This is a genomic window from Oceanicola sp. S124 (genome assembly GCF_000220565.1).
Taxonomy (GTDB): Bacteria; Pseudomonadota; Alphaproteobacteria; order Rhodobacterales; family Rhodobacteraceae; genus Pseudooceanicola.
The window spans coordinates 1-20,925 of the sequence record NZ_AFPM01000037.1; the positions used below are offsets into that span (position 1 = coordinate 1).

A 20,925-nucleotide genomic window follows, 5' to 3' on the forward strand; every position below is an offset into this window, starting at 1 on the left:
TAAAGGACGCGCGGACGACGCACCTCCCTTTAAGGGCAAGACGTCCCGACAGGCCCCCAGCCCCGTTGGGCCATTGCATCTGGGCTCGCCTGAGCACAACCACACAGGGCGGGCAGCCCGGCACGACATTGCGGACCAGATATCTGAAGGGCTGTACCGACGGCTTTCGGGGTGTCGCGCGCAAGTTCGAAGCGGTCGCGGTCCACGACGGCTGCATCGACGGTCAGTTTGCTTGCGAGGCCTCATAAAACGGCCTGCGCCTCACGGACCAGTCTCCGCGCCCCCCTTCCACATCGCACACCGCAAGATCCATGTCGCGCGCCTGCCGCCGCTCATCAGGCGGATGTCCCGCATATCCTGCAAGCGTCCAAGGCCTTGGTGCAGGCCACGATGTCCATTCGATTTTCTGGAAAAGTGGTGCCCGGGGGCGGAATTGAACCACCGACACGAGGATTTTCAATCCACTGCTCTACCCCTGAGCTACCCGGGCACGGGCACGGCATCTGCCGTTGGGTGGAGGCGTTCTAGGCGACAGGCGCGGGAGTGTCCAGAGGGTTTTTCACAAAAAGTTCGCTGCACCCCCAAGGCCCGTCACCCGCCACAGGCATGTCCCGCAAGCGGCTGGAAAACCTCAGGAAAGACGGTCCGGTCGCGGTTGCGACGCCAGGGCCTGCTCAGTTGCGTCAAGAGCTGCTTCGACGTCATCGGGATCGGTCGAGGGCATGGCGTAGGTGCCGCTCAGCCAGCGCGCCAGGTCCACGTCGGCGCAGCGGGCCGAGCAGAAGGGACGGATCGCGGGATCGGACTTGCGGTTGCAGATCGGACAGCTCATCCCAGCAGCCTGCCAAGAAGCGCGCCCAAAGGCAAACGGGCCCGCTTGCGCTGCAGCTCGAAATTGCCGAGCGGGGTCCAGCCGGCCAGAACGGTTTCCGCGGCGTCGCTGCGGAATGCGGCGCGCAGGGCGCTTTCGAACTGGCGGCGGTCCTTCTTGCCCATGGGGGCGAGGTCCAGGAAGATCTGGCCGCCGAGACCGCGCAGACGCAGTTGCCGGGGCAGCTCCTTGGCGGTGGCCAGGTTGGCGCGCAGGCCCGCCGCAGGGCTGCCGTCGGCGCCGGTGTTAACGTCGACCGCGACACAGGCGCGGGTCACCTCGATGAACAGCGAGGCGCCGCCCGGCAGGGCCACCTCGGCGCGCGACAGCGCCTCAAGGTCGCCGTCCAGGCCCATCTCGGCAAAGCGCCCCTCGCCGTCCAGCACGGGGGCCTCGGGCCAGTCGCGCCAGGCCAGCTCATGCGGGCCGGGGCCGTCCAGCAGCTTCTCGGGGCCAGACCCCGAATCCGCCAGCACCTGTGCGGCAAGCTCGGCGGTGGCGGCGATATCCTCGGCGATGGCCTCGGGGTCGGCCCCTTCGCAGGCAGACCGCAGGATCAGCCCGGCGGGGTCCTCGCCCTGCATCAGGGGATGGTCGTCCAGCACCTCGTGGGCCACTTCCAGCGCCGCCTCGCGGGCCTCGTCCTCGCGGATCGCGCGCGAGGCGTTGAGACCGGGGGCGCCGGGGGTGACGATGCAATAGCGGCTCTTGAACAGCACCTTGGCGGTCAGCGGCAGGGCCTTGCCCGGCTCGGGGTAGCCGGTGACCTGCACCAGCAGGGACTGACCCGGCGCAAGGCCGCGCACCTGGCGCAGAAAGCCCATGCCCTCGGGGGTCTTGACGAAGACGCCGCCCTGCCCCTTCACCGGCCGGTCGACCACGGCGCGGTAGATCGTGCCGGGGCGCACCGTCTCGGGGTCGTCCAGCAGCAGGTCCGACGGGCGGCCGTCTTCCAGCAGCAGCGCGGCCTCGACCGGCGCGCCGCCGGCGGGATCGGCCAGTTGATCCAGAACGATCTGCAGACCCTTCATGCGTCCCTCCAGAGCGGCCATCCTGCCGCCCTCAGCAAATGCGCCGTCTCGGCCACGGGCAGGCCCATGACGGCAGAGAAAGAGCCGGAAATCCAGGGGATGAAGGCACCCGCGGGCCCCTGGATGCCGTAGCCACCTGCCTTGCCCTGCCAGTCGCCGGTCGCAAGGTAGCCGTTCACCTCGTCATCCGAGAGGCGCTTCATGCGCACGTCTGTGACCACGTCGCGTTCCCAGACCCGGTCGCCGGTCTTGACCGCAACCGCGGTGATCACCCGGTGACGGCGCCCGGACAGCGCGTAGAGGAACTGCGCCGCCTCGCCCGCATCGGCAGGCTTGCCCATGATGCGGCGCCCGAGGGCCACGGTGGTGTCGGCACAGAGCACGATTTCCCCGTCACCCGCCGAAACCGCCTCGGCCTTCTGGCGGGCGATGCGACGGCAATAGTCGCGCGGAAGCTCGCGCGGCGCGGGGGTTTCGTCGATGTCTGGGGGACGGATATCAGCGGGAACGACCCCCAGCTGGGCCAGAAGCTCCAGCCGCCGGGGGCTGCCCGATCCGAGGACGAGTTTCAAGTCAGGCCCTCTTTGTCAGCAGGGACACCGCGCCAGGGCGCGATGTCACTTGAAGCGGTAGTTGATCCGACCCTTGGTCAGATCGTAGGGGGTCATCTCGACCTGCACCTTGTCGCCAGCCAGAACACGGATGCGGTTCTTGCGCATCTTGCCTGCCGTATGTGCGATGATTTCATGGCCGTTCTCGAGCTCGACCCGGAATGTCGCATTGGGCAGGAGTTCCTTCACGACGCCGGGGAATTCGAGAATGTCTTCCTTGGCCATGTGGTCTCCAGTTTTCCGTGAAAGCCGCGTCCAGGCGCGGCCGTGCCGCGTAAATGGTCGCTCTTCGTCAAATATTCAAGGGAATTCTCTAGCGCAGGTCACAAGTTTCAAGAGAGCGGTCGTCGGACTGCTCGTCCCAATGGGCGAGGTTGCGCACACGGCCCTTCTGACGCACATGGCGGATGGCTGCAAGGTCGACTTCGGCGAAGGTCCAGCCGGGTTGGTTCATCACCCCCTCGGCCAGAACGCCCGTGGGCGGGAAGCCCTCGTCGGGCGGGCCGAAGATGCCGCCCATGCCCCAGCTGACGTCGACGGCCTCGACCAGGGGATACTCGCCCACGATCGAGGACATGACCGAGACGCACTGGCTTTCCAACGCCCGCGCCATGGCGCCGATACGGACCCGCCAGTACCCTTCCAGCGCGTCGGTGGCCGAGGGCACCAGCAGCAGTTCAGCGGCGCGCTGCGCCCGGGCCTGGAGGGGGAATTCGCTATCGTAGCAGATGTTGATCGCAAGGGTGCCGATCTCGGTCTCGAAGACCTTCAGCGGCCCGGCCCCCTCGACGCCCCAGGGATCCCGCTCCCACAGGGTCATCACCTGCTTGTCCTGGAACCCCATCCGCCCGTTCGGCGCGTAGAGGTACGCGCGGTTGACGATCCGCACGCCCTCGATCACCGGGCCCGAGGCGCCGAGGATATGCACCCCATGCGCCGCAGCCAGCCGCAGGTGCAGCGCGTTCACATCGCCCATCAGCTCCGAGATATGCCGGCTGGCGGACTGAAGATCCGCGCAGATCGCCTCTCCGCCAAGCGAGGCCAGCTCCATGGCGCCGTATTCGGGAAAGACCAGCAGCGCGGCCCCCTGCCCTGCCGCCTCGGCAACCCAGTCCGACAGCTTCGCCTCGTAGGCGGCCCAGTCGGGGAAGACATCCAGCGGATAGGCGGCGGCGGCAAGTTTCATAGGCTCTTCATCCAGAATTGCAGCTTGTGGGGACTTTGTTCGCTGTCACCGATATCGGTCCAGCGGAACTCGGCCAGAACGCCCGGCAGCGGTGCATAGCCCCGCTTGCGCCAGAAGGGATCCAGCGGGCGATACCCCTCGGGCCGGGCCGGGTGGTCCTCGGGGCGAACCACGCTGCAGAAGGCCGAATGGCGACGGCCGAGCGCCTTTGCATGGGCTTCGCGCGCGTCGAAGAAGGCATGGCCGATCCCCTGTCCCCGGTAGCCGGGCAGCAGGACCGACTCGGCGCAATAGAAGATTTCTTCTAGCGCCTCGGGGCGCCCGGCGAAGGGGGCGGCGAAATCATCAGCATGGGCCTCCATGGCCATGCCGGTGGCAACGCCGACAATACGGTCGCCGTCCCGCGCGGCCACCACGATGGCCGAGGGAGCGAGGTAGTCATTCAGGTACTGCCGCTCGTAGGCCAGGTCGCCATCATAGAGATAGGGCCAGTCGCGGAAGACCGCGATGCGCAGCCGCGCCACGTCGTCCAGCGCCGCTTCCAGCGCGGCGCCGGTCAGGACCTCGACCTTCATTTCGAGACCTGCGCCACCCAGTCGGCGAGGTTGTAATAAGTCGTCACGCGGCAGATCAGACCGTCTTCGTCGATGTCGAAGAAACTGCCTGCGGGCAGGCGGTAGGTCTGCCCCCGGGCCTCGGGCAGGCCCTCGTCGGTGGCGAGATAGGTGCCGTTGACGACGAATTCCGCCGCTGCACGGCGCCCGCTGTCGGAGACGAAGATCACCATGTCGGTGAGATGTTCCCTGTAGCAGCGGGTCATATGGTCGTTGAACGCGGCGAACAGCGCCTTGCCGGTGCGGATCTTGCCCTCGTTCACATGGTGGGCCACGTCCTCGGACAGGCACTCGAGCATGGCATCGGTGTCGTCGGCATTGAAGGCGTCGAAGTAGCGCTGGATGATATGGGTCATGCGGCCTCGGATGGGGGACCGAACCGGTCCTGCAGTTTCGTGATGATCTGGTCGCGGCTCTGCCGGTAGGCGTTCAGCTTCTGCTCGCGGGTCTCGCCGATGCCGGTCGGATCCATGATCGGCCAGTATTCGACGGTCAGGTGAAAGAAACGGGTCAATTCCAGTGCCGCGCGCTGGCTGGCGGGCGACAGCGCCACCACCAGATCAAAGGAGGACAGGTCATCCCCCCATTGCTGCATCTCTTCGAAAGAGCGCGAGCGGTGACGGGCCAGCTCGACCCCCAGCTCCTTGCAGACCGAGATGGCGAAACCGTCGATCTCGAGGTCGTTCTTCACGCCGACGGATTGCACGTAGGTGTCCATGCCGTAGAGCTTCTTCATGATGCCCTCGGCCATGGGGGACCGCACCGCGTTGTGGTCGCAGCAGAACAAAACCGATTGCGGACGTTCCGCTGGCAAGACCTCTTTACCCCCCGAAGTGCAGCACGCAGATCAGCGTGAAAAGCCGTCGCGCCGTGTCGTGGTCGACGATGGCCTTGCCTTCGAGTCGCTCCACCAGCACGCGCGCGCCTTCATCATGGATGCCACGGCGCGCCATGTCGATGGTCTCGATCTGCGCGGGAGGCAGATTCTTGACCGCATCGAAGTAGCTTTTGCAGATCGCGAAATAGTCCTTCACCACCTGCCGGAAGGGCCCGAGCGACAGCAGGAACTGCGCCGCCGCCGCGCCGCTTTCGTCCTGCACGTCGAAGACCAGACGCTTGTCGCGGATCGACAGCCCCAGCCGATAGGGGCCGTCGGGCACGCTGCGATCCTCGCGCTTGGGCAGCGTGAAGGAGTTCTCCTCCATCAGGTCGAAGATCGCGACGCGCCGCTCCTGCTCGATCTCGGGGGTCGGCGGCGGCAGGTTGCGGTCGTCCAGCTCGATATGCGCAATACGGGACATGGTCATTGTTTCCCTCGATCTCCGGCCGAGCTCCCCTCACCCCCGGAGACTATGCTGCATCGCAGAAATGCGCCACAAAATCTTTACAGAAGATTAATCTAACGAAGCGTCAGACTGGCGCAATCCCCGTGTTGCCCCCCGCGATGCGGTCAGCCCTCGTTCAGCTTGTCGAGGCGCGCGCGGACGGAAAGTCCGTGCGCCTCAAGGCTTTCCGAGATCGCCAGCCGTTCCGCCGCCGGGCCGATGGCCTTCAGCGCCGCCGGGGTCATCTGGGCCAGCGTGGTACGCTTGAGGAAGTCCATGACCGAGAGGCCGGAAGAGAATCGCGCCGAACGTGCAGTCGGCAGCACGTGGTTGGGGCCGCCGACGTAGTCGCCGATCGCCTCGGGGGTCCAGCCGCCGAGGAAGATCGCGCCCGCGTGCTGGCATTTCTTCGACAGCTCCAGCGGATCGGCGGTGCAGATCTCGAGGTGCTCGGGCGCAATACGGTTGGACAGGGCGGCCGCCTCGTCCATGTCGGACACGGTGATCACCGCGCCGAAGTCGCGCCAGCTGGCCCCGGCGATGGTGCGGCGCTCCAGCGTTTCCAGCCGCTTTTCGACTGCCGCCGCGACCGCCTGCGCCAGCTCGGGGCTGTCGGTGATCAGCAGGGACTGGGCGCTTTCGTCGTGCTCGGCCTGGCTGAGCAGGTCCAGCGCCAGCCAGTCGGGATCATTGTCGGCATCGGCGATGACGAGAATTTCCGACGGCCCCGCGATCATGTCGATGCCCACCTTGCCGAAGACCCGGCGCTTGGCGGCGGCGACATAGGCATTGCCCGGCCCGGTGATCTTGTCGACCGGCGCGATACTGGCGGTGCCATAGGCCAGCGCGGCAATCGCCTGGGCGCCGCCGATGCGATAGACCTCGTCCACGCCTGCCAGCCGCGCCGCCATCAGCACCAGAGGGTTAACCTTGCCGTCAGGCGTTGGCACGGCGATGGCCAGACGCTCGACCCCCGCCACCTTGGCCGGGATCGCGTTCATCAGCACGGAAGAGGGATAAGAGGCCAGACCGCCCGGCACGTAGAGCCCGGCCGCCGAAACCGCGCTCCAGCGCCAGCCCAGCGAGGCGCCGTCGGGATCGGTCCAGAAGGCGTCCTCGGGCATCTGGCGGACGTGGTAGGCCCGGATACGCTGCGCGGCGGTTTCCAGCGCCTGCTTCTCGGCCGGGGGAACCCGGGCGCAATGAGCATCGATCTCTTCGCGGGTGAAGCAGAGCGTTTCGGGCTCAAGCTCCAGCCGGTCGAACTTGGCCGTCAGCTCGATCAGCGCCGCATCGCCACGGGCGCGGACATCGGCGATGATCGCCGCGACGGCCTCGTCCACATCCGGCGAGTCCTCGCGCTTGGCGCCCAGCAGGGCGGTGAAGCGGGTTTCGAAATCGGCGTCGCGGGTCGACAGGAAATGCGGCATCAGGGTCCCTCCGGGGTTCGGAACTCTCTAGACCGAAGCCCGCCGGGGGTTCAAGACGAGGCCGCTATGCGCCGTGATCGGGCACCTTGCCCGAGGGGGCAAGGTAGGGGCGCGTGACATCCTTCAGCACCGCCTCCAACGCCTCCACCCTCAGGCGGATTGCCCCATCCCCGGCCAGGGTGATCAGCAGCTGCCCCGAGGGCGGTTCCTCGTCGGGGATGAACTCCAGCGAGAGGGTCGACAGGATCATCTCGGGATCGGCCCGGCTGATGCCCTGGCTGGCCACCGTCTGCACGTTCTCGAAGACGAGAACCGAGCGCACCCGCTCGGCCCCGTGACGATCCCGCGCGCCGTCTTCCCAGCGGAAGCGGTTCAGCAGCATGGCAAAGCGGCGTTCGTCGCGCATGAAGCGCATCTCGGTCACCGGCAGCACCGCGTCCTGGATCAGCGCAGAGAGGACCTGCAGGTCCTCCCCCGTCAGGGCGCCGAGGTTCAGCGGGGCTTCGCCGCCATCTTCGAAACGTGCGTCTTCGGTCATTCCTTGATCCGTTCGATCTTGGCCCCGCAGGCCGACAGCTTCTGCTCGACGCTCTCGTAGCCGCGGTCGAGGTGATAGACCCTGCTGACCACGGTTTCGCCCTCGGCCGCAAGTCCGGCAAGGATAAGAGAGACCGAGGCGCGCAGATCGGTGGCCATCACCGGCGCGCCTTTCAGCCGTTCGACACCATGCACCGTCGCCTGGCCGCCGTGCACCTCGATGCGGGCGCCCATGCGGGTCAGCTCGGGCGCATGCATGAAGCGGTTCTCAAAGATCGTCTCTTCCAGCATGGAGGTACCCTCGGCGGTGCAGAGCAGCGCCATCATCTGCGCCTGCAGATCGGTGGGGAAGCCGGGGAAGACCTCTGTCCTGACGTTCACCGCCTTGATGCGGTCGCCGCGACGCCTGACCTTGACGCCCTTCTCGGTCGCCTCGACCGAGATCCCGGCCTCGTCCAGCTTCTCGACGAAGGCGCCCAGCAGGTCCAGCGAGCCGCCGATGCATTCGACTTCGCCACCGGCGATGGCCGGCGCCAGCATGTAGGTGCCCAGCTCGATCCGGTCGGCGACGACCTGGTGGGTCGCCCCGTGCAGGCGGTCGACGCCCTGGATCTCGATGCGCGAGGTGCCCTCGCCCTCGATCTGGGCGCCCATGGCGCGCAGGCATTTCACCAGGTCGACGATCTCGGGCTCGCGCGCGGCATTGGTCAGCACCGTGGTGCCCTTGGCCAGCGTCGCCGCCATGACGATGTTCTCGGTGGCACCGACCGAGGCGAAGCGCATCTCGAACTGCGCCCCCTTCAGGCGGCCGCCGGCCGTCTTGGCGTGCAGGTAGCCGTCCTTCAGCTCGATCTCGGCGCCGAGCGCCTCGAGCCCCTCGATATGCAGGTCCATCGGCCGCGCGCCGATGGCACAGCCCCCCGGCAGCGATACCTGCGCCTGCCCGGTACGGGCGAGCAATGGCCCCAGCACCAGGTTCGAGGCGCGCATCTTGCGCACGATCTCGTAGTCCGCCCAGCTTGAGGTCAGGTCGTGGCTGGACAGCGCCAGCACCTTGCCGTCCTGCATCCGCGAGACTTCCCCCCCGAGGCTTTCCAGCAGCGCCGTCATCGTCTTGATGTCGGAGAGCCGCGGCGCATTGGTCAGCGTCAGCGGTTCATCCGACAGAAGGGTTGCCGGCATCAGAGCAAGGCAGGCGTTCTTTGCCCCCGCGATCGGAATGCTGCCGCTCAGCGGGCCATTGCCCGTCACCAGGATCGAATCCATGCCTCTAGTCCTCTTTCTGCTCGTCGGACCCTTCGGGGCCCTGATTGTCCGTCGTGGCCGCCCGCGCGCGGGCCTGTGCCTTCCTGCGGGCGAGATTCGCCTTCAGGGCGGATTTCAGCCTCTCTTCGCGCGTCAGCGCGTCTTTTGCGACGTCCCGTTTCCTTGCCATAGGCCTTCTGTAAAGCAGCGGGAAAAAAGCGTCCAGTTTGTGCTTGCACCCTCGGCGGTTTGCGTCTAATCACCCGCCCACGGTCGCCGGAGACGGCACCGGGCCAGCGGGTCGAAGCGGTTCAGGAACCAGCGAAAGACCCCGGAGATGCCGCAGTAGCTCAGTGGTAGAGCGCACCCTTGGTAAGGGTGAGGTCGGGAGTTCAATCCTCCCCTGCGGCACCATCAAATCCCGAAAAATTCATTCGAATCAAGACAGTAGCCGCCGCCGTCCTGTCTCAATCCCCCTTTTCACCCACCTTTCGGCGGGCGCGTTCGGCTATTCCCGGACACTTCAAGAGGCTCGATGCCACGGTTACTCTAGTTCCGAAACCTCTTCGGATATCTCCTTGCATTCGAGGAACCTCCCTCCTCCTTCATGCTGAGCTGAGAGAGCAGAAAAGGAGATTCTCATGAACATGAATGACGGTGATATTGTGCTGTGCCCTTTGTGCGACCGGCCAGCCCTGGAGGGGACGCTGCCCTACGCAGAGGAATGGCGGATCCCCATGTGCCTGCGCTGCGAGAACAGCTCAACAACTGAGGGCCTTGCTGGTAGCGCGGCTGCCAGGGTCATTGCCCGCTGCAAGGAACTCGGCCTGCCAGCGCCGAAGCGAAATGACCGCGGCTTCGTCTGCTTGCCAGTTTGCATCATTGAGATCCGGGAAGCTCGCTGAGGCGGCCGGAAAGGTCTCGCTCTGAGGGCGGGCCCTGCCCCAGCCCGCGCTCTGCGGCAGAGACTTGGAGAGGCGACAATCGAATTTTCGATGTCAGGTTTTGTCAGGTTCACGGGCCTTGTGCGCTTATCGGCAGCTTGCTCAGAGCGCACCGCCCGGGCTTCAGCAATTGCCTTTTCGATCTGAGGTTTTCTGAGGTTCTCCTGGGTAACGCTAGAGCGCGTTGCGCGTGGTGAAGATGACGCAATCGACGGTTGGTTGCTCCACTCGCGTGCAGACTGGGAAAAAATCTTCCAGCTTGGCGTAATTGTCCCAAGTCGGGCGGCTGATATCGAGGAAGTTGCATAGGCCGTCGATAGGGTCGATATGGCCTCCGCAACCTCAACATTTATCAACATGCGGCTGCCCTGCTGGGGCGGCTGTCTTCTTGCTGTCCCAGACCCGGTTGCTCATCTGGCAAGCTCGATAATATGGGATCAAGGCTTTATTGCGGGCAAATCGAGCTTTCACGAGGAAGGAACCTCGCGCCATGCGGCATGATTAGATGGGCCGCCCCAGGCTCCGAAAGCTCATCAACCCGGGCACCATTGCTTTCATTTGCTGTCAATCGGCTTCCGCTCCGAGAGTCGAGCTCGCCGCCAAGAAGCAATGTGCAAGCCTGGGTCGCAGAAGGTGGACCATCGTCACCACACAGCGCGAGGCCAGGAGCGCTTGATAGTCCAGAGAGCTATTGTTGACGGCAGGCTCTAGCGCGGCCCTATCAGGCCAGCTATCTTGTGGGCATGGAAAACTCCTTGCAGCTCGTGGCAATCCCACACTTGCCTCTTCAAATCGCAAGTGGAATCTTGATTGCGGCCGCCGTCATTGCCTGCGCCCGGGGTGCGCCGGTCCTGTATCGGCGGGGAAACGAGCTTGCCGGATTTCTCTGTGGTTTCTTCGCTGTGTTCTTCGGGATAATCCTGATTCTCGGCGGGTTTGGAGTCGGCAGCCCCTACTAACGCCCCACCTGATCCTGTGCGGACGCCGCGGCGCCAACACCAGCGCCGACAGAGGCGGGAATGCTCGGGGGGCCGGGCACGATGCCCTTGGTTGCTGCACGGGCTGCGACAGCCCCGGAGAAGTTCCCTGAAGCGTTCACCGCGCCAGAGGTCGCCATGCCCGCGAATGGGCCTCCGGCGGCCCCTCCGGCGAGGCCTGCCATGCTCTGCATCATCTGCTGCGCGAACCGCTGCATCTCGTACCCCGACCCGCTCGGGTTCGTGGCCTTTGCGGGCGGGATCAGCACCTTCATCATGTCCCGGAACTCCGCCATGACGCGCAGCTCGTCAGGCGTGAAGAGCTCTCTGCCCAGCGTCTTGCCCTTGCCGTCCAGAAGCTCGGAGATGTTCGACACGATGCGCTGCGGGCCGTAGGGCTGCCGGCCCTCGGTCGCGGTGGTCACATGGTCCCAGGCGGCCCGGCGGACCGCGCCCCACTCGGGGCTGTCGGGGCCGAGGATATCCTTCACCCGTCGCGCAAGCACAGACGTCGAGCCGCCGCCGATCTTGTCGCTTGCCCCGAACATCCAGCTTGCAACCTGATCCGGCGCCAGATCATCCTCCACGATCTTGCGGATGAAGTTGGCGGGGCCGTCCTTGCCGAGGAAGGTGGAGCGATACTGCCCCCAGAGGGTCCGGGCCTGCTTCACCTGGTCCAGGACCGTGTCGTCACCGGACATGAGCGCCTCGCTGATCGTATCGTCAAGCCACCCATCGAACTCGCGCACGGTGGCGTCCATCGACACCTGGTCCGCACCATTCGAGCCCCGCGCCGCGGCGCGCTGGAGGAACACGAGGCGCTGCCGAGCGCGCTCGATATCAGTGAACGGGATGGCGCCGCGTCTGGAGCCGTCGAAGACGTTCTCCAGCACGTTCATGGCGGCAAGCGTGTTGGGGGTGCCTCCGTCGATGGGGAGGCCCTCGCCTCGCACGGCTGTGGTGATCCTGTCCATCAGGCCGCCGGCGCTTCGACCGCTGATAGCGGCGCCAGCGTCCTCAACGGCCTGGTATGCGGCGCTGCCAGCCTGTCTTGCCGCCTCGGCCTCACGGCGGACCCCGGAAATCACTCCCTCGGCTGCGTCGATCTTCCCGGACGGATTGCCCAGGCCTGCGCCGATGCCGCCCCGGGCCGCCTCCACAGCATTGCCTTGAAGCCGGTCGAAGCCGCCGATGGTCTGAGAGGCCATGCCGCCACGAACACCCGCGCGCATGCCTTCTTCCGCAGCGATCTGGGATACCTCGCCCGTCGCCTGACCCTTCGTCAGAGGGACGCCGAACCGCTCCGCTTGGCCGAGCCGCCCGACCGCAATGGCCTGATCCGCAACGCTGCCCGTGTCATCCACCTTCTCGGCTGCAATCCCGAAGGCCCGCTGCATCTCGTCGGAGAGCGTCTGAGCATCATAGCCGAGCTGGGCGAGGCGCTTCTTGCCCGCCTCGGTCAGGGCCCCGGTGTTGCGGTTGAACATCCGGCGGTTGGTGAAGACGGCGCGCAGGGCCTTGCCGCCCATCCGTTGCGCCACCTGCCCCAGCTTGCCCACACCGAAGCCGACAACAGGCGCGAACACAGCCCCGACACCCGCGCCCACGCCTGCCGTTTCCGCCCGTGACCAGACCCCGGCCTCGCCAGAGTTGAAGCCCTCGACCGCGCCGCCAACTGCGCCGCCTGCCACCATCTGAGCGGCACGGCCTCGCGCGGTCGGGGCAACGGTCGTCAGCGCTTTGGGCAAGGCCTTGGTCGCACCTGTTGCGCTGAGCGCCCGGGCGCCCGTGACGGTGCCGGCGACAGCGCCGCCGATTTTCGCCGCTGTCGAGGCGATGGGGTGCTCCTCGTCGTACTCGCCCATTTCCGAGCGGATTGCTTCCAGAGCGGTGCTGTAGCGCTCCCCCATGCCCTTGAGGAAGCCTTCGTCATACTGCCACCAGTCGGCGCTGCCGTTGCCGTCGGGCTGGACTCCAAGAACTGCGGAGAGCCTGGCCAGGTATTCGTCCCCGGCCCCGAGCAGGAAGCCCTGAGTGAGGGAGCCTGAGATGCCTCCGGCGTGGCCCACTTCCTTTCTGGCCTCCGGCACCTGCATGCCCTTCAGTGCGTTCGCGATTGCCCGCGCTGCCTCAGCATCGCCAGCCGCATGCGCGTTCTTCAGTGCCGATACGGCTCGTTCAACATCGGTCATCAGTCAGCATACCTGTCGATGAGGGACTGGACGTCCGTGGAGAAGCCTTGCCCGCCGACAGTGGTGGCGCCTGCTCGGCGATAGATCTGAAGCGGGTTCTCCAGCTCCGACAGCGCGCGACGGGCATCTGCCGGGGAGATTTCCCGGTTTGCCACCGCTGCTGCGATCTGGGCTTGGGCGGCCTGGTAGCTGGCGATGCCGCGCATCGTGCGCATGATCTGAAGGTTGCCCTCCCGCGTGTTGATGAGACGCGGCAGGGAGGCCTTGAAGAGTGCCAGGTCGGCATCGGACATCGTGCCCGAGCCCGGCGCCCTCTGCCCCGGTACGAGCTGATTGATGATGGCTTGCGCCGCCTGCAAGTCCGACAGGCCCTCGGTGTTGATGCCGAAGTTTCCGGCCACCGTTTTGAGGGCCGCTTCGAGGCCTTCCGGGGTGTTCTCGTTGCCCAAGATGGCTTCCATCTGGTCGATCTGCGCCATCCGCGTCGGGATGTTCACCCCCTCCTGGAGAAGGCCTGCGAACATATCGCCCTGCGCCTTGTCGAGCGTCTCGTAGAATTTCTCTCCTTCCGATCCGCCCATGGTATTGTTGACCGTGACGCCTTCTCCACGCAGCGGCGTCCCCTCAGGCAGGAAGCCCGCTGCGATATCTGCCTGGACCTTGCCGGGGCTGGATTGCGGCTTGGGCGGCTCGGGCGCATCCCGGTAGTCTCCGAGGATTTCCGAGGTGCGCGGGTTGACCAGTTGGCCGTTGATGACGATGGGGTCCGGCTCCCGGCTGTTCTTCAGGATATCCGCGAAGGTCATGTAGCGGTTCGCCAGCGCCTGACGGTTCCCGAACTGCCCGACAAGATCCGGCTGGTTCTCGCCCATGAAGGTGTCCCAAGTCGCCTCATCGGGAAGGCCGAGGCCCATCTTCACCGCATCCTCGATCTCCTGCGCCGCGGCGCTGCGACGTGCTGCCGAAAGGCTGGCGGCATACTTGGCCGCCGTCCTGCGCTCCTGGGCGTCGAGAATGTCCATCTGCTGCCGGGTCTGCTGGATGCCAAGGGCGGCGCCGGGGTCATAGGCGGCCAAGGCGTTGATCGACCCCTGATCACCTCCGATTGCGCCCGCTCCGTATTGCTGAAGCGCGTTGCGGTAGTTCGAGGTGTGGCGAGTGTCGTTCGCCATGCTGGCCGCCTGGATGCCGCCCGACAGCGCATTCAGCGCGTTGACCGGCTGGCCAGCGAGGATGATGCTCGGGTTCATGTCTGCCATCAGTAGAGCCCTCCCTTAGTGGATCCGGTCAGTGCGCGGATCAAACGGCGCCTTCATCATCTGTTCCCACCGCAGGAACTCCCGCCAGCCACGCTGGAAGAGCTCGGGGAACAAGGGGGAGGCGCCGCCTGATTGGCGGGCTTCTTCGCCGGAACGGCGTTCGCAATCTGGGTGTTTTTCGGACATTGCCTGCAATCCAAGTCTGACGATGAAAGTCAGCAGCAGTGTAAGCTAAAACCAGCAGATTTCCCACAGTATGTTGTCTATATGGACCCTTTTTGATCGCAAATGTTCCTGCCTTGAGGCCCTCTTTGCCAGGCTCTTCCCTAGACCACCGCGCCAGGCGGGAAGATTTTCTGGGAGTCTGCACGCGAGCGAAGGTTGCGTTCAGGTCGCGCTCGCATCCGCACTATCGCCGGTGATGAAATCGACCACCTCGGCGGTTTTGGCGAAGGTCATCGCGCCCCTGCGGTAGAGCTTGATGTGCCCGGCTTGAGCCCAGCGGTAGAGCGTGGCGCGCGAGATGCCGACCACAGCCTTAGAATCGGCAGGGCGGAAGGTGACAGGGGTGGTCATGGGTTTTCCTCGATGGCTTTGGTGTTCCGGTGAGCAGGGCTGGAGACGCTGAGCTGCGAGCAAGCAATTGCTTCTCTGTTTCGGCGTCACCGCTTGGAGAAGCCCTGTTTGTCACTCAGGTCTTGGGATATGGCCACCGCTTCGACGAGCGACCCGCCTTCCAAGTGCGGCCAGCTGAGGGGCTTCCGATATTCCGGGGGGCTGCCCCCATTCCGTTCTGAAGCGGGCAAGTGATGAGCTAATTGCGTTGGGCCACGTAGCGCACGTCGAGGCTCGCGCAATTGCAAGCTTGTCGAGGTGTGACCCAATGGGTCAACTTTTGGTTGACCGATGTGACCCAATGGGTTACATATCCATATGCAAACCGTGATTGAACTGGCTGCCTACCTGGGTCGCGCGAAAGACCTTCTTACGGAGGCCGAGAGAGCAGAGGTTGTGAACTTTCTCGCCGCAAACCCGGAGGCCGGGGACGTCATGCAGGGCACCGGGGGCGTCAGGAAGGTCCGCATTGCGATGCAGGGGCGCGGCAAGAGTGGCGGCGCCAGGGTGATCTACTACTACCACGACGAAACGATGCCCCTGTTTCTCTTCGCGGTCTACGCCAAGAATGAAAAGGACAACCTCTCGAAAGGCGAGAGGAACGACCTGAAGAAAGCCGTTCACGCCATCACAACGGCAGCCAAGAAAGGAGCCAGAGAATGAATGACCTTGCCCAAGACCTCATCGCAGCCGCCGAGGAAGCCGCAGCATTCATGCGCGGCGAGGAAACCGGCGCCGTCGTGCATCAAGTCCCCAGCCCGAAGGAAGTCCGCCAGAAGGCCGCTTTCACGCAGCAGGAGATGGCCCCTCTCTTGGGAATGAGCCTCTCCGGCTACCGCAAGATCGAGCGCGGAGAACGCTCCATCAGTGGTGCCGCAGCCATTCTACTCAAGGTCCTCGACAAAGAGCCCGACGCGGTGAAGCGGGCGCTGGCCGACTGATCCTTTCCAGGAAAGCGGCCCGCAAAATGCAGGCCGCCCCGTTCGCTGTTTCGATTATGGTCTGCGGCCTTGTCGCGCTCAGACCAGAGTCACGCCCTTCCGGCGCCAGCCGAACTCGGGGCGGTAGTTCTGCAGCGCCCCGAGGCCCTCACGGCCCGTCGCCCAGACACCGGTCGGCTTCCCGTCAAGCCAACGTAGCTGGATGCCCTGCATGTGGGTCACGCCGTCGGGCGCATGTTCCAGAAGAACCTCGCGGATCGCCTCGATGTGGTAGGCCAGTTTCGTGTTCAGGTCGTCCCATGCCCAGTCTTCGGGAATGTTCTGGACTTCAACGGCCGGCGCAGCGACGGGCGCCAGAGCAAGGGCCGCGCTGGCGGCGAAAAACTCGCGGCGCTTCATGCTGCACCCCCCTCGGCTTTCCAACCACGACCATGGCGATAGTTCGCGGTCATGTCGCCTTCCTGCCAGGTGCGCATGTCGGCGGCGCCGGGGAAGGCGGTTGCGATCAGGAACGCCGGGGTGATGACAACCTGCTGCACGTCCTTCGCGCCATCCGGGGCGCTTTCGGACAGGAGGCGCACCAGCTCATCGGCATGGTGCTGGATCTGGTCGGTGACGCTCGGCTCGGCCGACTTGGAGGGCCTCGGTGCGATGGCGAGAGCCGTTGCGGAAGCGATGAAGGCGCGACGTTTCACACTGCACCCCCGATCCGGCTGAGGGCAGCCCGCAGGTAGCCCCGGGCTTCGATCAGGTTCTGTTCGCGCGGGCTCGGCGCGCAGATCGCGTCCAAAGCCAATGCGATACAGTCATGGAGTTCGCCAAGCGGTTCACGCGCGATGGGCGGGGTATTGGTCGGCATAGTCTTTCCTTCCTGGTCTCGGAGTGAGGTTCCCTAGGCTCATGAAGAACGAGCAACGGCGCGCTCTGAACATCCCATAGACGAAACGCTAACCGTGTTATACATATGGAACATGGTTAGCCCCATGTCAACAACACTGTAACCGTTTTAGCATACAGGATAGTCGAATGACCCCAGAACAGGTGAGAATGGCTCGTGCAGCGTTGGGCCTCGGCGTCCGGGAGTTGGGCGAGGCTGCCGGGGTTTCTTTCACAACGATAAGCCGCTTCGAAACCGGCAAGAGTGGGCTTCACTTGAGCACCGCACAAGCGATCCGTTCTGCTCTTGAGGCCCGAGGGGTCCAACTTCTGGAAGCCGGGCAGCCTGCTACTGGACCAGGGGTAGCGCTCGGCAAAGCAGCTGATTAGCACAACCCTGTGCAGCATTTCTTGCCTGACGCGGTGAAACCGAGTTTATGGTGTTGACCGGATCCCATGGGAGAAGGTCATGAACTGGAAAGACTGCGCCGCACTCGTAGAAGCTGATTTTCCGGGTTGGCGGCTCCGCTGGCCGCCACATGGTGTCAACGAGTTCGACTGCTCGAGCGCTTTCACCATCTCGGATATCTGGGGGGCTATCTCTTGGGCATGGACGTGGCCCGGTGATTGGGTCCTATCTCAGCCAGGTATTCGAGAGTTCTTCGAGATCGGCGGCGCTACAGCCATAAGTACCACAGGATCGACTGTCTTGGGATGGCTGCTAATCGTGGTGTTTGTGAGCTGCGTTCCGCGAGCTTAGGCGCTGTTTCATCTCCAACTCGCCTAGGTATGGGGCCCGACACCACCCCATTCGCCTTCGCGCAAGTCTCAGGGTCACCTCAGGGTCTTAGGGTCATCTTAGGGTCCAGGACCGCTGCGGCTGGCTGCCAAGCCTCAGAGGACCAGATCCAGCACGGGCCCCCAACCTTCGCGGGCGCAGACCTCGGCCTCGAAGATTGCCGCTTCATAGGTGGGCCCATCCCAGAGCGACACGCGCCCCCCATCTGCCTCCACCGCATCCACGAAGAACCAACGCTCCCCGATGTGCTTGAACAACATTCGCTTGCCTTGGGCGCTGTGATGCTCTTGCGAACTGATGATGCCCGAGGCGATCTCAACGTGTCCTGGTGTCATTTCAATGTCCTTTCGGTCTGCTCTGAGACTACGGCTTCCGTCACCGTAATCGCTGAATCGATGTCAGGTTTTGTCAGGTTCTCGGCGCCCGTCGCCCTGGCCGTCCTTTCGCTCTAACCGGCCCGGATTGCCGCCTCCAAGGTGTCGGCTCGCGCGCGCGTATTGGTAACTCAGCCTCGCGCGCGCGTGCGCGTATTGGTCGCGCAACGTCTCGACTGAGCCTGACCGACTTGGGAAACGGTCCGCGTATCAGATTGAGGCACGGGTCAACTCGAGCGATTTGCCGTCTCACGAATGCCCCTTCGCAAGGCGCCGGCGCCAGTTCCCTGCTGTCTGAGGGCTGCACCCGATGCGCCGCGCTATCTCGCGGTCCGGGAGGTCAGGGTGAGCGCGCAACATGGACACGATTTCCGTTTGCCGCTCTGCTCTGCTGGCACGCCGCGTGTTTTTCCCGCGCGATCGGGTGAACAGCTCGAAGTCTGCCTGCAACGTCGCAGCAAGCTCCTGGTCGAAACCGGGGTCGCGAGCAATCTCGCTGTGGGCGACAGCAGCAATCCACTTCAAGCGCGCCCTTATGCCGGCCTCAGTCGGATCCGACATGCCGTCCAGAAGTGCAGTGAGGGCCGATATGCGGGCGTAGACGTGGTCTCCCTCGGAATAGTCCGGGAAGAACGCACAGCGGGCATCAGTGAGCCCTTCCAGGCCCCTCAGTTCATCGAGGGCCCCCTGTGCGGTCTCCGGGAACGGCAGGGCGGCGCCCATAGCCTGCCACATGGCCTCCGTTGGCCGGCCGCTGACCCAGCCATCGAACCCAGAGAAACCCTTCGTCTTGTCCGCGAGGGGCGCCAAGGCCTTCCGAAGCGCCGCCTCTTCAGCCGTCTCGGCAAACACGGCCTCTTCTGAGCCGAATTCACGTAGAAGCTCCTCGCACCGCTTCAGGCGTGCGGCTTCGCGCTGGGCTCTCTCGGCTGCACTGCGAGCCTTCCAGCCTGGCTCCTTCGCCTCCATCCAATCATCGAAGCCGTCGAACATTCCCTTGGGCTTCGCGGCGGGTTGTTCGTCCAGTTTGGACAGGGCGTCGCTTAGTGAGAGCCCGGCGCGCTGGGCCAACATCTCTGCCCGCCCCCGCGCTGCGCTTCTCTCTCCTTCGGTGGCCCCCCTGGCCATTAGGGTTTGGAGACGACGGAGCTTCTCGGTGTCCAACATGGATGAACTATCTTTCATGCGAGCCACTGCTCTTCTACTCGCGCCGAGCGCGGCTGGGTGGAGATGCGGGTGAAGGCCAGACCGCTTGCGGAAAGGTGGCGGTGGTCAGCGTTCGGGTGGCACTTCCTCGAGCGTTCTCCGGGCGCCGAACGGCCTCCGGGCTTGGGAGAGGTCTGGATGCAAGTTCCTGTACCCCCTGGTAGATTAAGGATGTCATCAAAATGAAGACAGGAGAGGGGGCAAAAAGTGCCGTTTCCGTCATCAAAACGATGACAGTGCGTCATCAAAACGATGACAGGAGAGGCCGTTTCCGTCTCAAAAATGATGACAGCACCGTCATCGAAATGATGACGGGGTTTTGTTTTTGCCATCATCGGCTTCCGCCTTTGATTGGAACCACGTTGGCGGTGGACTTCCGGCCATTACGGCCACCTGGGTTGTTCGAGGGAATGGTCTTCACTGGGAAGTCATGTCCTTCGACCCAATCCCGATACAGGCGACGACCGGTTGTGTTCCCCGGCGTTGCGAGCTCGGTGATTTCATAGGACGGGGACTTGGCTTTCCCCCCAACCCCGAGGCAACCGGGTTCGGTCTGCACAAGAAAGCCCTTCTTTTGGAGGTCCTGAAACGCGTGGGACGCAGTGTTCCTGCTCACCCCAAGACACTCTGCGGCTTGGCGAACCGACAACCTCAGTCGGCCATTGTTGTTCGCGCTCACCCCTCGCCACTCAAGCCTGATCCAAGGGTAGAGCGCCTGAGCGGCAGTCCCCAGTGCTTTCCACGCAGCGGTTTGCATCAGGGGGCGCACCATCTTCGTAAAGTGCTCGACCTTCTCCTCGTTTCGCTTGTCACGCCCCATCGCCAGCGCCCCATTTTTTAGGGCGCCGTGGCTCCGTTTTTCCATCATGCTCGGTCATGAGAATACCCTTCGATCTGTGGTAAGGGCAGCTTCGCCTCAGCGGCATGGACCTCCAATGCACGCCGGTTTCGTTGGGGTTTCGGGCCGCCCACGACGGGCAGCAGCGAGGCAATGAAAGGCCGGGCCGCGTGACGGTCCGCCTGGTCGAAGGGCAGGGAGGGCTGAGGGGCGCCATCAATCAGCATCCCCGTAGATGAGAGCGGCCAAGAGTCCCGCCGCGGATTTGCTCAAGCCATGGCGGTGGCGAAGGCGGGCAATGCGGAGCGCCATCATTCTGCGGCCTCCTGCTGGGGGATGGGGCGGATCTCGCAGCCCAGCCACCAGCGCTTGTGGCGGCCTGGATGTTCCCCTTCATGAGGTTCCCAGGTGTCGTGGATAGGAATGCCGTACTTGCGCTTCGCCGTGAAAACGTAAGCAGCCCATCGGGGGCCCAGGGCCTCCCGCCCGGTGCGTCCCGTGCGGCCAGCCTTCCGCAGTTCTTCGATGCACCAGCGAACCCGGCCATGCAGGACTACGGTCTTGGTGGTGCCACTTTCATCAGTGAATTCATAGGGGGTCTTGCCCCAGCGTTTCTGTGCCATGCTCGGCCTCGTGCATATTGAAACACGAAGGGCGTTCGGCTATTGTTCTCAAGCATCCAAGCGCCGAAAACAAAGTCCCGCCGCCGCCCCTCGGGGTGGCGGTTTTGTTAGGCGGCAGCTCGTGCCGCCTTTGCGTTCTCGATGACTTGAAGGATTTCCGACTGAGGCCAGCGCGACAGTGCGCCGAGCTTGAGGGGCTTCGGGATCGTGCCGTCAGCAACGCGACGATGAAATGTCGGCACGCTGACTTGCAGCAGCGAGGCAGATTCCCGGACGGTCAAAAGGGGGTCGGTGATGTTCATGGCTCTCGGCTCGTATACTTGTTGATACGAGGTGAAGCATGAAGATACCTCTCCGAATTGTTAATGTTTAAAATCAATACCTTATGCGGATCGTCTGTTTTCGCATAGGTGGCTGAGCGGTTGCTTGTC

Annotated in this window: 27 protein-coding genes and 2 tRNA genes; 5 read left to right on the top strand and 24 right to left on the bottom strand. The window is 64.4% G+C overall.

Going from position 1 to position 20,925, the window contains the following annotated elements; translation table 11 throughout:
* Positions 1–415 precede the first annotated feature (415 nt).
* From OS124_RS0103135 to murA, 13 genes are all read right to left on the bottom strand, one after another.
* Positions 416–490, bottom strand: a tRNA-Phe gene (locus tag OS124_RS0103135).
* A 141-nt stretch (positions 491–631) separates the two neighbouring features.
* Positions 632–832 carry a DNA gyrase inhibitor YacG gene (locus tag OS124_RS0103140; protein ID WP_010137877.1) on the bottom strand — a complete coding sequence of 67 codons (201 nt, stop codon included), beginning with the start codon at positions 830–832 and terminating at the stop codon, positions 632–634.
* The gene (locus OS124_RS0103145) at positions 829–1,902 is read right to left on the bottom strand and encodes a ribonuclease E/G (protein ID WP_010137878.1); all 1,074 of its coding nucleotides are present in this window, start codon (positions 1,900–1,902) and stop codon (positions 829–831) included. Before OS124_RS0103145 ends, OS124_RS0103140 begins: the two co-directional genes overlap by 4 nt.
* Positions 1,899–2,474, bottom strand: a complete 576-nt coding sequence (locus OS124_RS0103150) for a Maf family protein (RefSeq protein ID WP_010137879.1) — start codon at positions 2,472–2,474, stop codon at positions 1,899–1,901. Before OS124_RS0103150 ends, OS124_RS0103145 begins: the two co-directional genes overlap by 4 nt.
* 45 nt (positions 2,475–2,519) lie before the next feature.
* Positions 2,520–2,738 carry a translation initiation factor IF-1 gene (infA, locus tag OS124_RS0103155; protein WP_010137880.1) on the bottom strand — a complete coding sequence of 73 codons (219 nt, stop codon included), beginning with the start codon at positions 2,736–2,738 and terminating at the stop codon, positions 2,520–2,522.
* A gap of 88 nt (positions 2,739–2,826) precedes the next feature.
* The gene (locus OS124_RS0103160; protein WP_010137882.1) at positions 2,827–3,699 is read right to left on the bottom strand and encodes a carbon-nitrogen hydrolase family protein; all 873 of its coding nucleotides are present in this window, start codon (positions 3,697–3,699) and stop codon (positions 2,827–2,829) included.
* A complete protein-coding gene (locus OS124_RS0103165) occupies positions 3,696–4,274 on the bottom strand; it encodes a GNAT family N-acetyltransferase (RefSeq protein ID WP_010137883.1) in 579 nt (192 codons plus the stop codon). The genes OS124_RS0103160 and OS124_RS0103165 overlap by 4 nt, the downstream gene beginning before the upstream one ends.
* Positions 4,271–4,669 carry a ketosteroid isomerase-related protein gene (locus tag OS124_RS0103170; protein WP_010137884.1) on the bottom strand — a complete coding sequence of 133 codons (399 nt, stop codon included), beginning with the start codon at positions 4,667–4,669 and terminating at the stop codon, positions 4,271–4,273. Before OS124_RS0103170 ends, OS124_RS0103165 begins: the two co-directional genes overlap by 4 nt.
* Positions 4,666–5,127 carry an arsenate-mycothiol transferase ArsC gene (locus tag OS124_RS0103175; protein ID WP_040606597.1) on the bottom strand — a complete coding sequence of 154 codons (462 nt, stop codon included), beginning with the start codon at positions 5,125–5,127 and terminating at the stop codon, positions 4,666–4,668. Before OS124_RS0103175 ends, OS124_RS0103170 begins: the two co-directional genes overlap by 4 nt.
* A 7-nt stretch (positions 5,128–5,134) precedes the next feature.
* Positions 5,135–5,614 (bottom strand): UPF0262 family protein, encoded by a 480-nt coding sequence (locus OS124_RS0103180; RefSeq protein ID WP_010137886.1) that lies wholly within the window; start codon positions 5,612–5,614, stop codon positions 5,135–5,137.
* Positions 5,615–5,763: 149 nt separating this feature from the next.
* Positions 5,764–7,068, bottom strand: a complete 1,305-nt coding sequence (gene hisD / locus OS124_RS0103185; RefSeq protein ID WP_010137887.1) for a histidinol dehydrogenase — start codon at positions 7,066–7,068, stop codon at positions 5,764–5,766.
* 64 nt (positions 7,069–7,132) lie between these two features.
* On the bottom strand, positions 7,133–7,606 hold the full coding sequence (locus OS124_RS0103190; RefSeq protein WP_010137888.1) for a DUF2948 family protein: 474 nt from the start codon (positions 7,604–7,606) through the stop codon (positions 7,133–7,135).
* Positions 7,603–8,871, bottom strand: a complete 1,269-nt coding sequence (murA, locus tag OS124_RS0103195) for a UDP-N-acetylglucosamine 1-carboxyvinyltransferase (protein ID WP_010137889.1) — start codon at positions 8,869–8,871, stop codon at positions 7,603–7,605. The genes OS124_RS0103190 and murA overlap by 4 nt, the downstream gene beginning before the upstream one ends.
* Before the next feature lie 318 nt (positions 8,872–9,189).
* Between murA and OS124_RS0103205 the strand changes: the two genes are divergently transcribed.
* Positions 9,190–9,264 (top strand) — tRNA-Thr (locus tag OS124_RS0103205).
* 227 nt (positions 9,265–9,491) lie between these two features.
* Complete coding sequence (locus OS124_RS0103210; RefSeq protein ID WP_010137890.1) at positions 9,492–9,755, top strand: hypothetical protein; 264 nt, start codon at positions 9,492–9,494, stop codon at positions 9,753–9,755.
* 994 nt (positions 9,756–10,749) lie between these two features.
* Here the strand turns inward: OS124_RS0103210 and OS124_RS0103220 are convergent.
* The 3 genes from OS124_RS0103220 to OS124_RS23520 all read right to left on the bottom strand — a co-directional run bounded on the left by OS124_RS0103220 (position 10,750) and on the right by OS124_RS23520 (position 14,798).
* The gene (locus OS124_RS0103220) at positions 10,750–12,963 is read right to left on the bottom strand and encodes a hypothetical protein (protein ID WP_010137892.1); all 2,214 of its coding nucleotides are present in this window, start codon (positions 12,961–12,963) and stop codon (positions 10,750–10,752) included.
* Positions 12,963–14,222 (bottom strand): hypothetical protein, encoded by a 1,260-nt coding sequence (locus OS124_RS0103225; RefSeq protein ID WP_010137893.1) that lies wholly within the window; start codon positions 14,220–14,222, stop codon positions 12,963–12,965. Before OS124_RS0103225 ends, OS124_RS0103220 begins: the two co-directional genes overlap by 1 nt.
* 387 nt (positions 14,223–14,609) lie before the next feature.
* Positions 14,610–14,798: a helix-turn-helix domain-containing protein gene (locus OS124_RS23520; RefSeq protein ID WP_010137894.1), complete on the bottom strand. Its 189-nt coding sequence runs from the start codon at positions 14,796–14,798 to the stop codon at positions 14,610–14,612.
* A gap of 357 nt (positions 14,799–15,155) precedes the next feature.
* On the opposite strand from OS124_RS23520, the gene OS124_RS0103240 reads away from it, so the two are divergent.
* Both OS124_RS0103240 and OS124_RS0103245 read left to right on the top strand, forming a co-directional pair.
* Positions 15,156–15,500 carry a type II toxin-antitoxin system RelE/ParE family toxin gene (locus OS124_RS0103240; protein ID WP_010137895.1) on the top strand — a complete coding sequence of 115 codons (345 nt, stop codon included), beginning with the start codon at positions 15,156–15,158 and terminating at the stop codon, positions 15,498–15,500.
* A complete protein-coding gene (locus OS124_RS0103245; protein WP_010137896.1) occupies positions 15,497–15,778 on the top strand; it encodes a helix-turn-helix domain-containing protein in 282 nt (93 codons plus the stop codon). The genes OS124_RS0103240 and OS124_RS0103245 overlap by 4 nt, the downstream gene beginning before the upstream one ends.
* A gap of 78 nt (positions 15,779–15,856) precedes the next feature.
* Here the strand turns inward: OS124_RS0103245 and OS124_RS0103250 are convergent, their stop codons facing one another.
* From OS124_RS0103250 to OS124_RS27260, 3 genes are read right to left on the bottom strand one after another with little or no spacing between them, the layout of a single operon-like run.
* Entirely contained in the window at positions 15,857–16,177 is a 321-nt protein-coding gene (locus tag OS124_RS0103250; protein ID WP_010137897.1) for a hypothetical protein, read from the bottom strand.
* Positions 16,174–16,473 carry a hypothetical protein gene (locus tag OS124_RS0103255; RefSeq protein ID WP_010137898.1) on the bottom strand — a complete coding sequence of 100 codons (300 nt, stop codon included), beginning with the start codon at positions 16,471–16,473 and terminating at the stop codon, positions 16,174–16,176. Before OS124_RS0103255 ends, OS124_RS0103250 begins: the two co-directional genes overlap by 4 nt.
* Positions 16,470–16,637 (bottom strand): hypothetical protein, encoded by a 168-nt coding sequence (locus tag OS124_RS27260; RefSeq protein WP_168161428.1) that lies wholly within the window; start codon positions 16,635–16,637, stop codon positions 16,470–16,472. Before OS124_RS27260 ends, OS124_RS0103255 begins: the two co-directional genes overlap by 4 nt.
* A gap of 188 nt (positions 16,638–16,825) precedes the next feature.
* Between OS124_RS27260 and OS124_RS26375 the strand changes: the two genes are divergently transcribed.
* A complete protein-coding gene (locus tag OS124_RS26375) occupies positions 16,826–17,044 on the top strand; it encodes a helix-turn-helix transcriptional regulator (protein WP_237708065.1) in 219 nt (72 codons plus the stop codon).
* Positions 17,045–17,548: 504 nt separating this feature from the next.
* On the opposite strand, the gene OS124_RS23525 is transcribed toward OS124_RS26375, so the two are convergent.
* The 5 genes from OS124_RS23525 to OS124_RS26385 form a co-directional block, all read right to left on the bottom strand.
* Entirely contained in the window at positions 17,549–17,788 is a 240-nt protein-coding gene (locus OS124_RS23525) for a hypothetical protein (protein WP_010137900.1), read from the bottom strand.
* A 288-nt stretch (positions 17,789–18,076) separates the two neighbouring features.
* On the bottom strand, positions 18,077–18,994 hold the full coding sequence (locus tag OS124_RS26890) for a helix-turn-helix domain-containing protein (protein ID WP_010137901.1): 918 nt from the start codon (positions 18,992–18,994) through the stop codon (positions 18,077–18,079).
* Between the two features lie 14 nt (positions 18,995–19,008).
* Positions 19,009–19,368, bottom strand: coding sequence for a hypothetical protein (locus OS124_RS26895; protein WP_138919409.1), 360 nt, complete (start codon positions 19,366–19,368; stop codon positions 19,009–19,011).
* An 814-nt stretch (positions 19,369–20,182) separates the two neighbouring features.
* Positions 20,183–20,494: a winged helix domain-containing protein gene (locus tag OS124_RS0103285; protein ID WP_010137902.1), complete on the bottom strand. Its 312-nt coding sequence runs from the start codon at positions 20,492–20,494 to the stop codon at positions 20,183–20,185.
* A 107-nt stretch (positions 20,495–20,601) separates the two neighbouring features.
* Positions 20,602–20,796, bottom strand: a complete 195-nt coding sequence (locus tag OS124_RS26385) for a helix-turn-helix transcriptional regulator (RefSeq protein ID WP_010137903.1) — start codon at positions 20,794–20,796, stop codon at positions 20,602–20,604.
* Positions 20,797–20,925 lie beyond the last annotated feature (129 nt).

Bases quoted from the DNA above. Each gene is read 5' to 3' on its own strand.
- OS124_RS0103140 (WP_010137877.1), bottom strand. From the start codon at position 832: ATGAGCTGTCCGATCTGCAACCGCAAGTCCGATCCCGCGATCCGTCCC.
- OS124_RS0103145 (WP_010137878.1), bottom strand. From the start codon at position 1,902: ATGAAGGGTCTGCAGATCGTTCTGGATCAACTGGCCGATCCCGCCGGC.
- infA (WP_010137880.1), bottom strand. From the start codon at position 2,738: ATGGCCAAGGAAGACATTCTCGAATTCCCCGGCGTCGTGAAGGAACTC.
- OS124_RS0103160 (WP_010137882.1), bottom strand. From the start codon at position 3,699: ATGAAACTTGCCGCCGCCGCCTATCCGCTGGATGTCTTCCCCGACTGG.
- OS124_RS0103165 (WP_010137883.1), bottom strand. From the start codon at position 4,274: ATGAAGGTCGAGGTCCTGACCGGCGCCGCGCTGGAAGCGGCGCTGGAC.
- OS124_RS0103170 (WP_010137884.1), bottom strand. From the start codon at position 4,669: ATGACCCATATCATCCAGCGCTACTTCGACGCCTTCAATGCCGACGAC.
- OS124_RS0103180 (WP_010137886.1), bottom strand. From the start codon at position 5,614: ATGTCCCGTATTGCGCATATCGAGCTGGACGACCGCAACCTGCCGCCG.
- hisD (WP_010137887.1), bottom strand. From the start codon at position 7,068: ATGCCGCATTTCCTGTCGACCCGCGACGCCGATTTCGAAACCCGCTTC.
- OS124_RS0103190 (WP_010137888.1), bottom strand. From the start codon at position 7,606: ATGACCGAAGACGCACGTTTCGAAGATGGCGGCGAAGCCCCGCTGAAC.
- murA (WP_010137889.1), bottom strand. From the start codon at position 8,871: ATGGATTCGATCCTGGTGACGGGCAATGGCCCGCTGAGCGGCAGCATT.
- OS124_RS0103210 (WP_010137890.1), top strand. From the start codon at position 9,492: ATGAACATGAATGACGGTGATATTGTGCTGTGCCCTTTGTGCGACCGG.
- OS124_RS0103220 (WP_010137892.1), bottom strand. From the start codon at position 12,963: ATGACCGATGTTGAACGAGCCGTATCGGCACTGAAGAACGCGCATGCG.
- OS124_RS0103225 (WP_010137893.1), bottom strand. From the start codon at position 14,222: ATGGCAGACATGAACCCGAGCATCATCCTCGCTGGCCAGCCGGTCAAC.
- OS124_RS23520 (WP_010137894.1), bottom strand. From the start codon at position 14,798: ATGACCACCCCTGTCACCTTCCGCCCTGCCGATTCTAAGGCTGTGGTC.
- OS124_RS0103240 (WP_010137895.1), top strand. From the start codon at position 15,156: ATGCAAACCGTGATTGAACTGGCTGCCTACCTGGGTCGCGCGAAAGAC.
- OS124_RS0103245 (WP_010137896.1), top strand. From the start codon at position 15,497: ATGAATGACCTTGCCCAAGACCTCATCGCAGCCGCCGAGGAAGCCGCA.
- OS124_RS0103250 (WP_010137897.1), bottom strand. From the start codon at position 16,177: ATGAAGCGCCGCGAGTTTTTCGCCGCCAGCGCGGCCCTTGCTCTGGCG.
- OS124_RS27260 (WP_168161428.1), bottom strand. From the start codon at position 16,637: ATGCCGACCAATACCCCGCCCATCGCGCGTGAACCGCTTGGCGAACTC.
- OS124_RS26375 (WP_237708065.1), top strand. From the start codon at position 16,826: ATGGCTCGTGCAGCGTTGGGCCTCGGCGTCCGGGAGTTGGGCGAGGCT.
- OS124_RS23525 (WP_010137900.1), bottom strand. From the start codon at position 17,788: ATGACACCAGGACACGTTGAGATCGCCTCGGGCATCATCAGTTCGCAA.
- OS124_RS26890 (WP_010137901.1), bottom strand. From the start codon at position 18,994: ATGTTGGACACCGAGAAGCTCCGTCGTCTCCAAACCCTAATGGCCAGG.
- OS124_RS26895 (WP_138919409.1), bottom strand. From the start codon at position 19,368: ATGATGGCAAAAACAAAACCCCGTCATCATTTCGATGACGGTGCTGTC.
- OS124_RS0103285 (WP_010137902.1), bottom strand. From the start codon at position 20,494: ATGGCACAGAAACGCTGGGGCAAGACCCCCTATGAATTCACTGATGAA.
- OS124_RS26385 (WP_010137903.1), bottom strand. From the start codon at position 20,796: ATGAACATCACCGACCCCCTTTTGACCGTCCGGGAATCTGCCTCGCTG.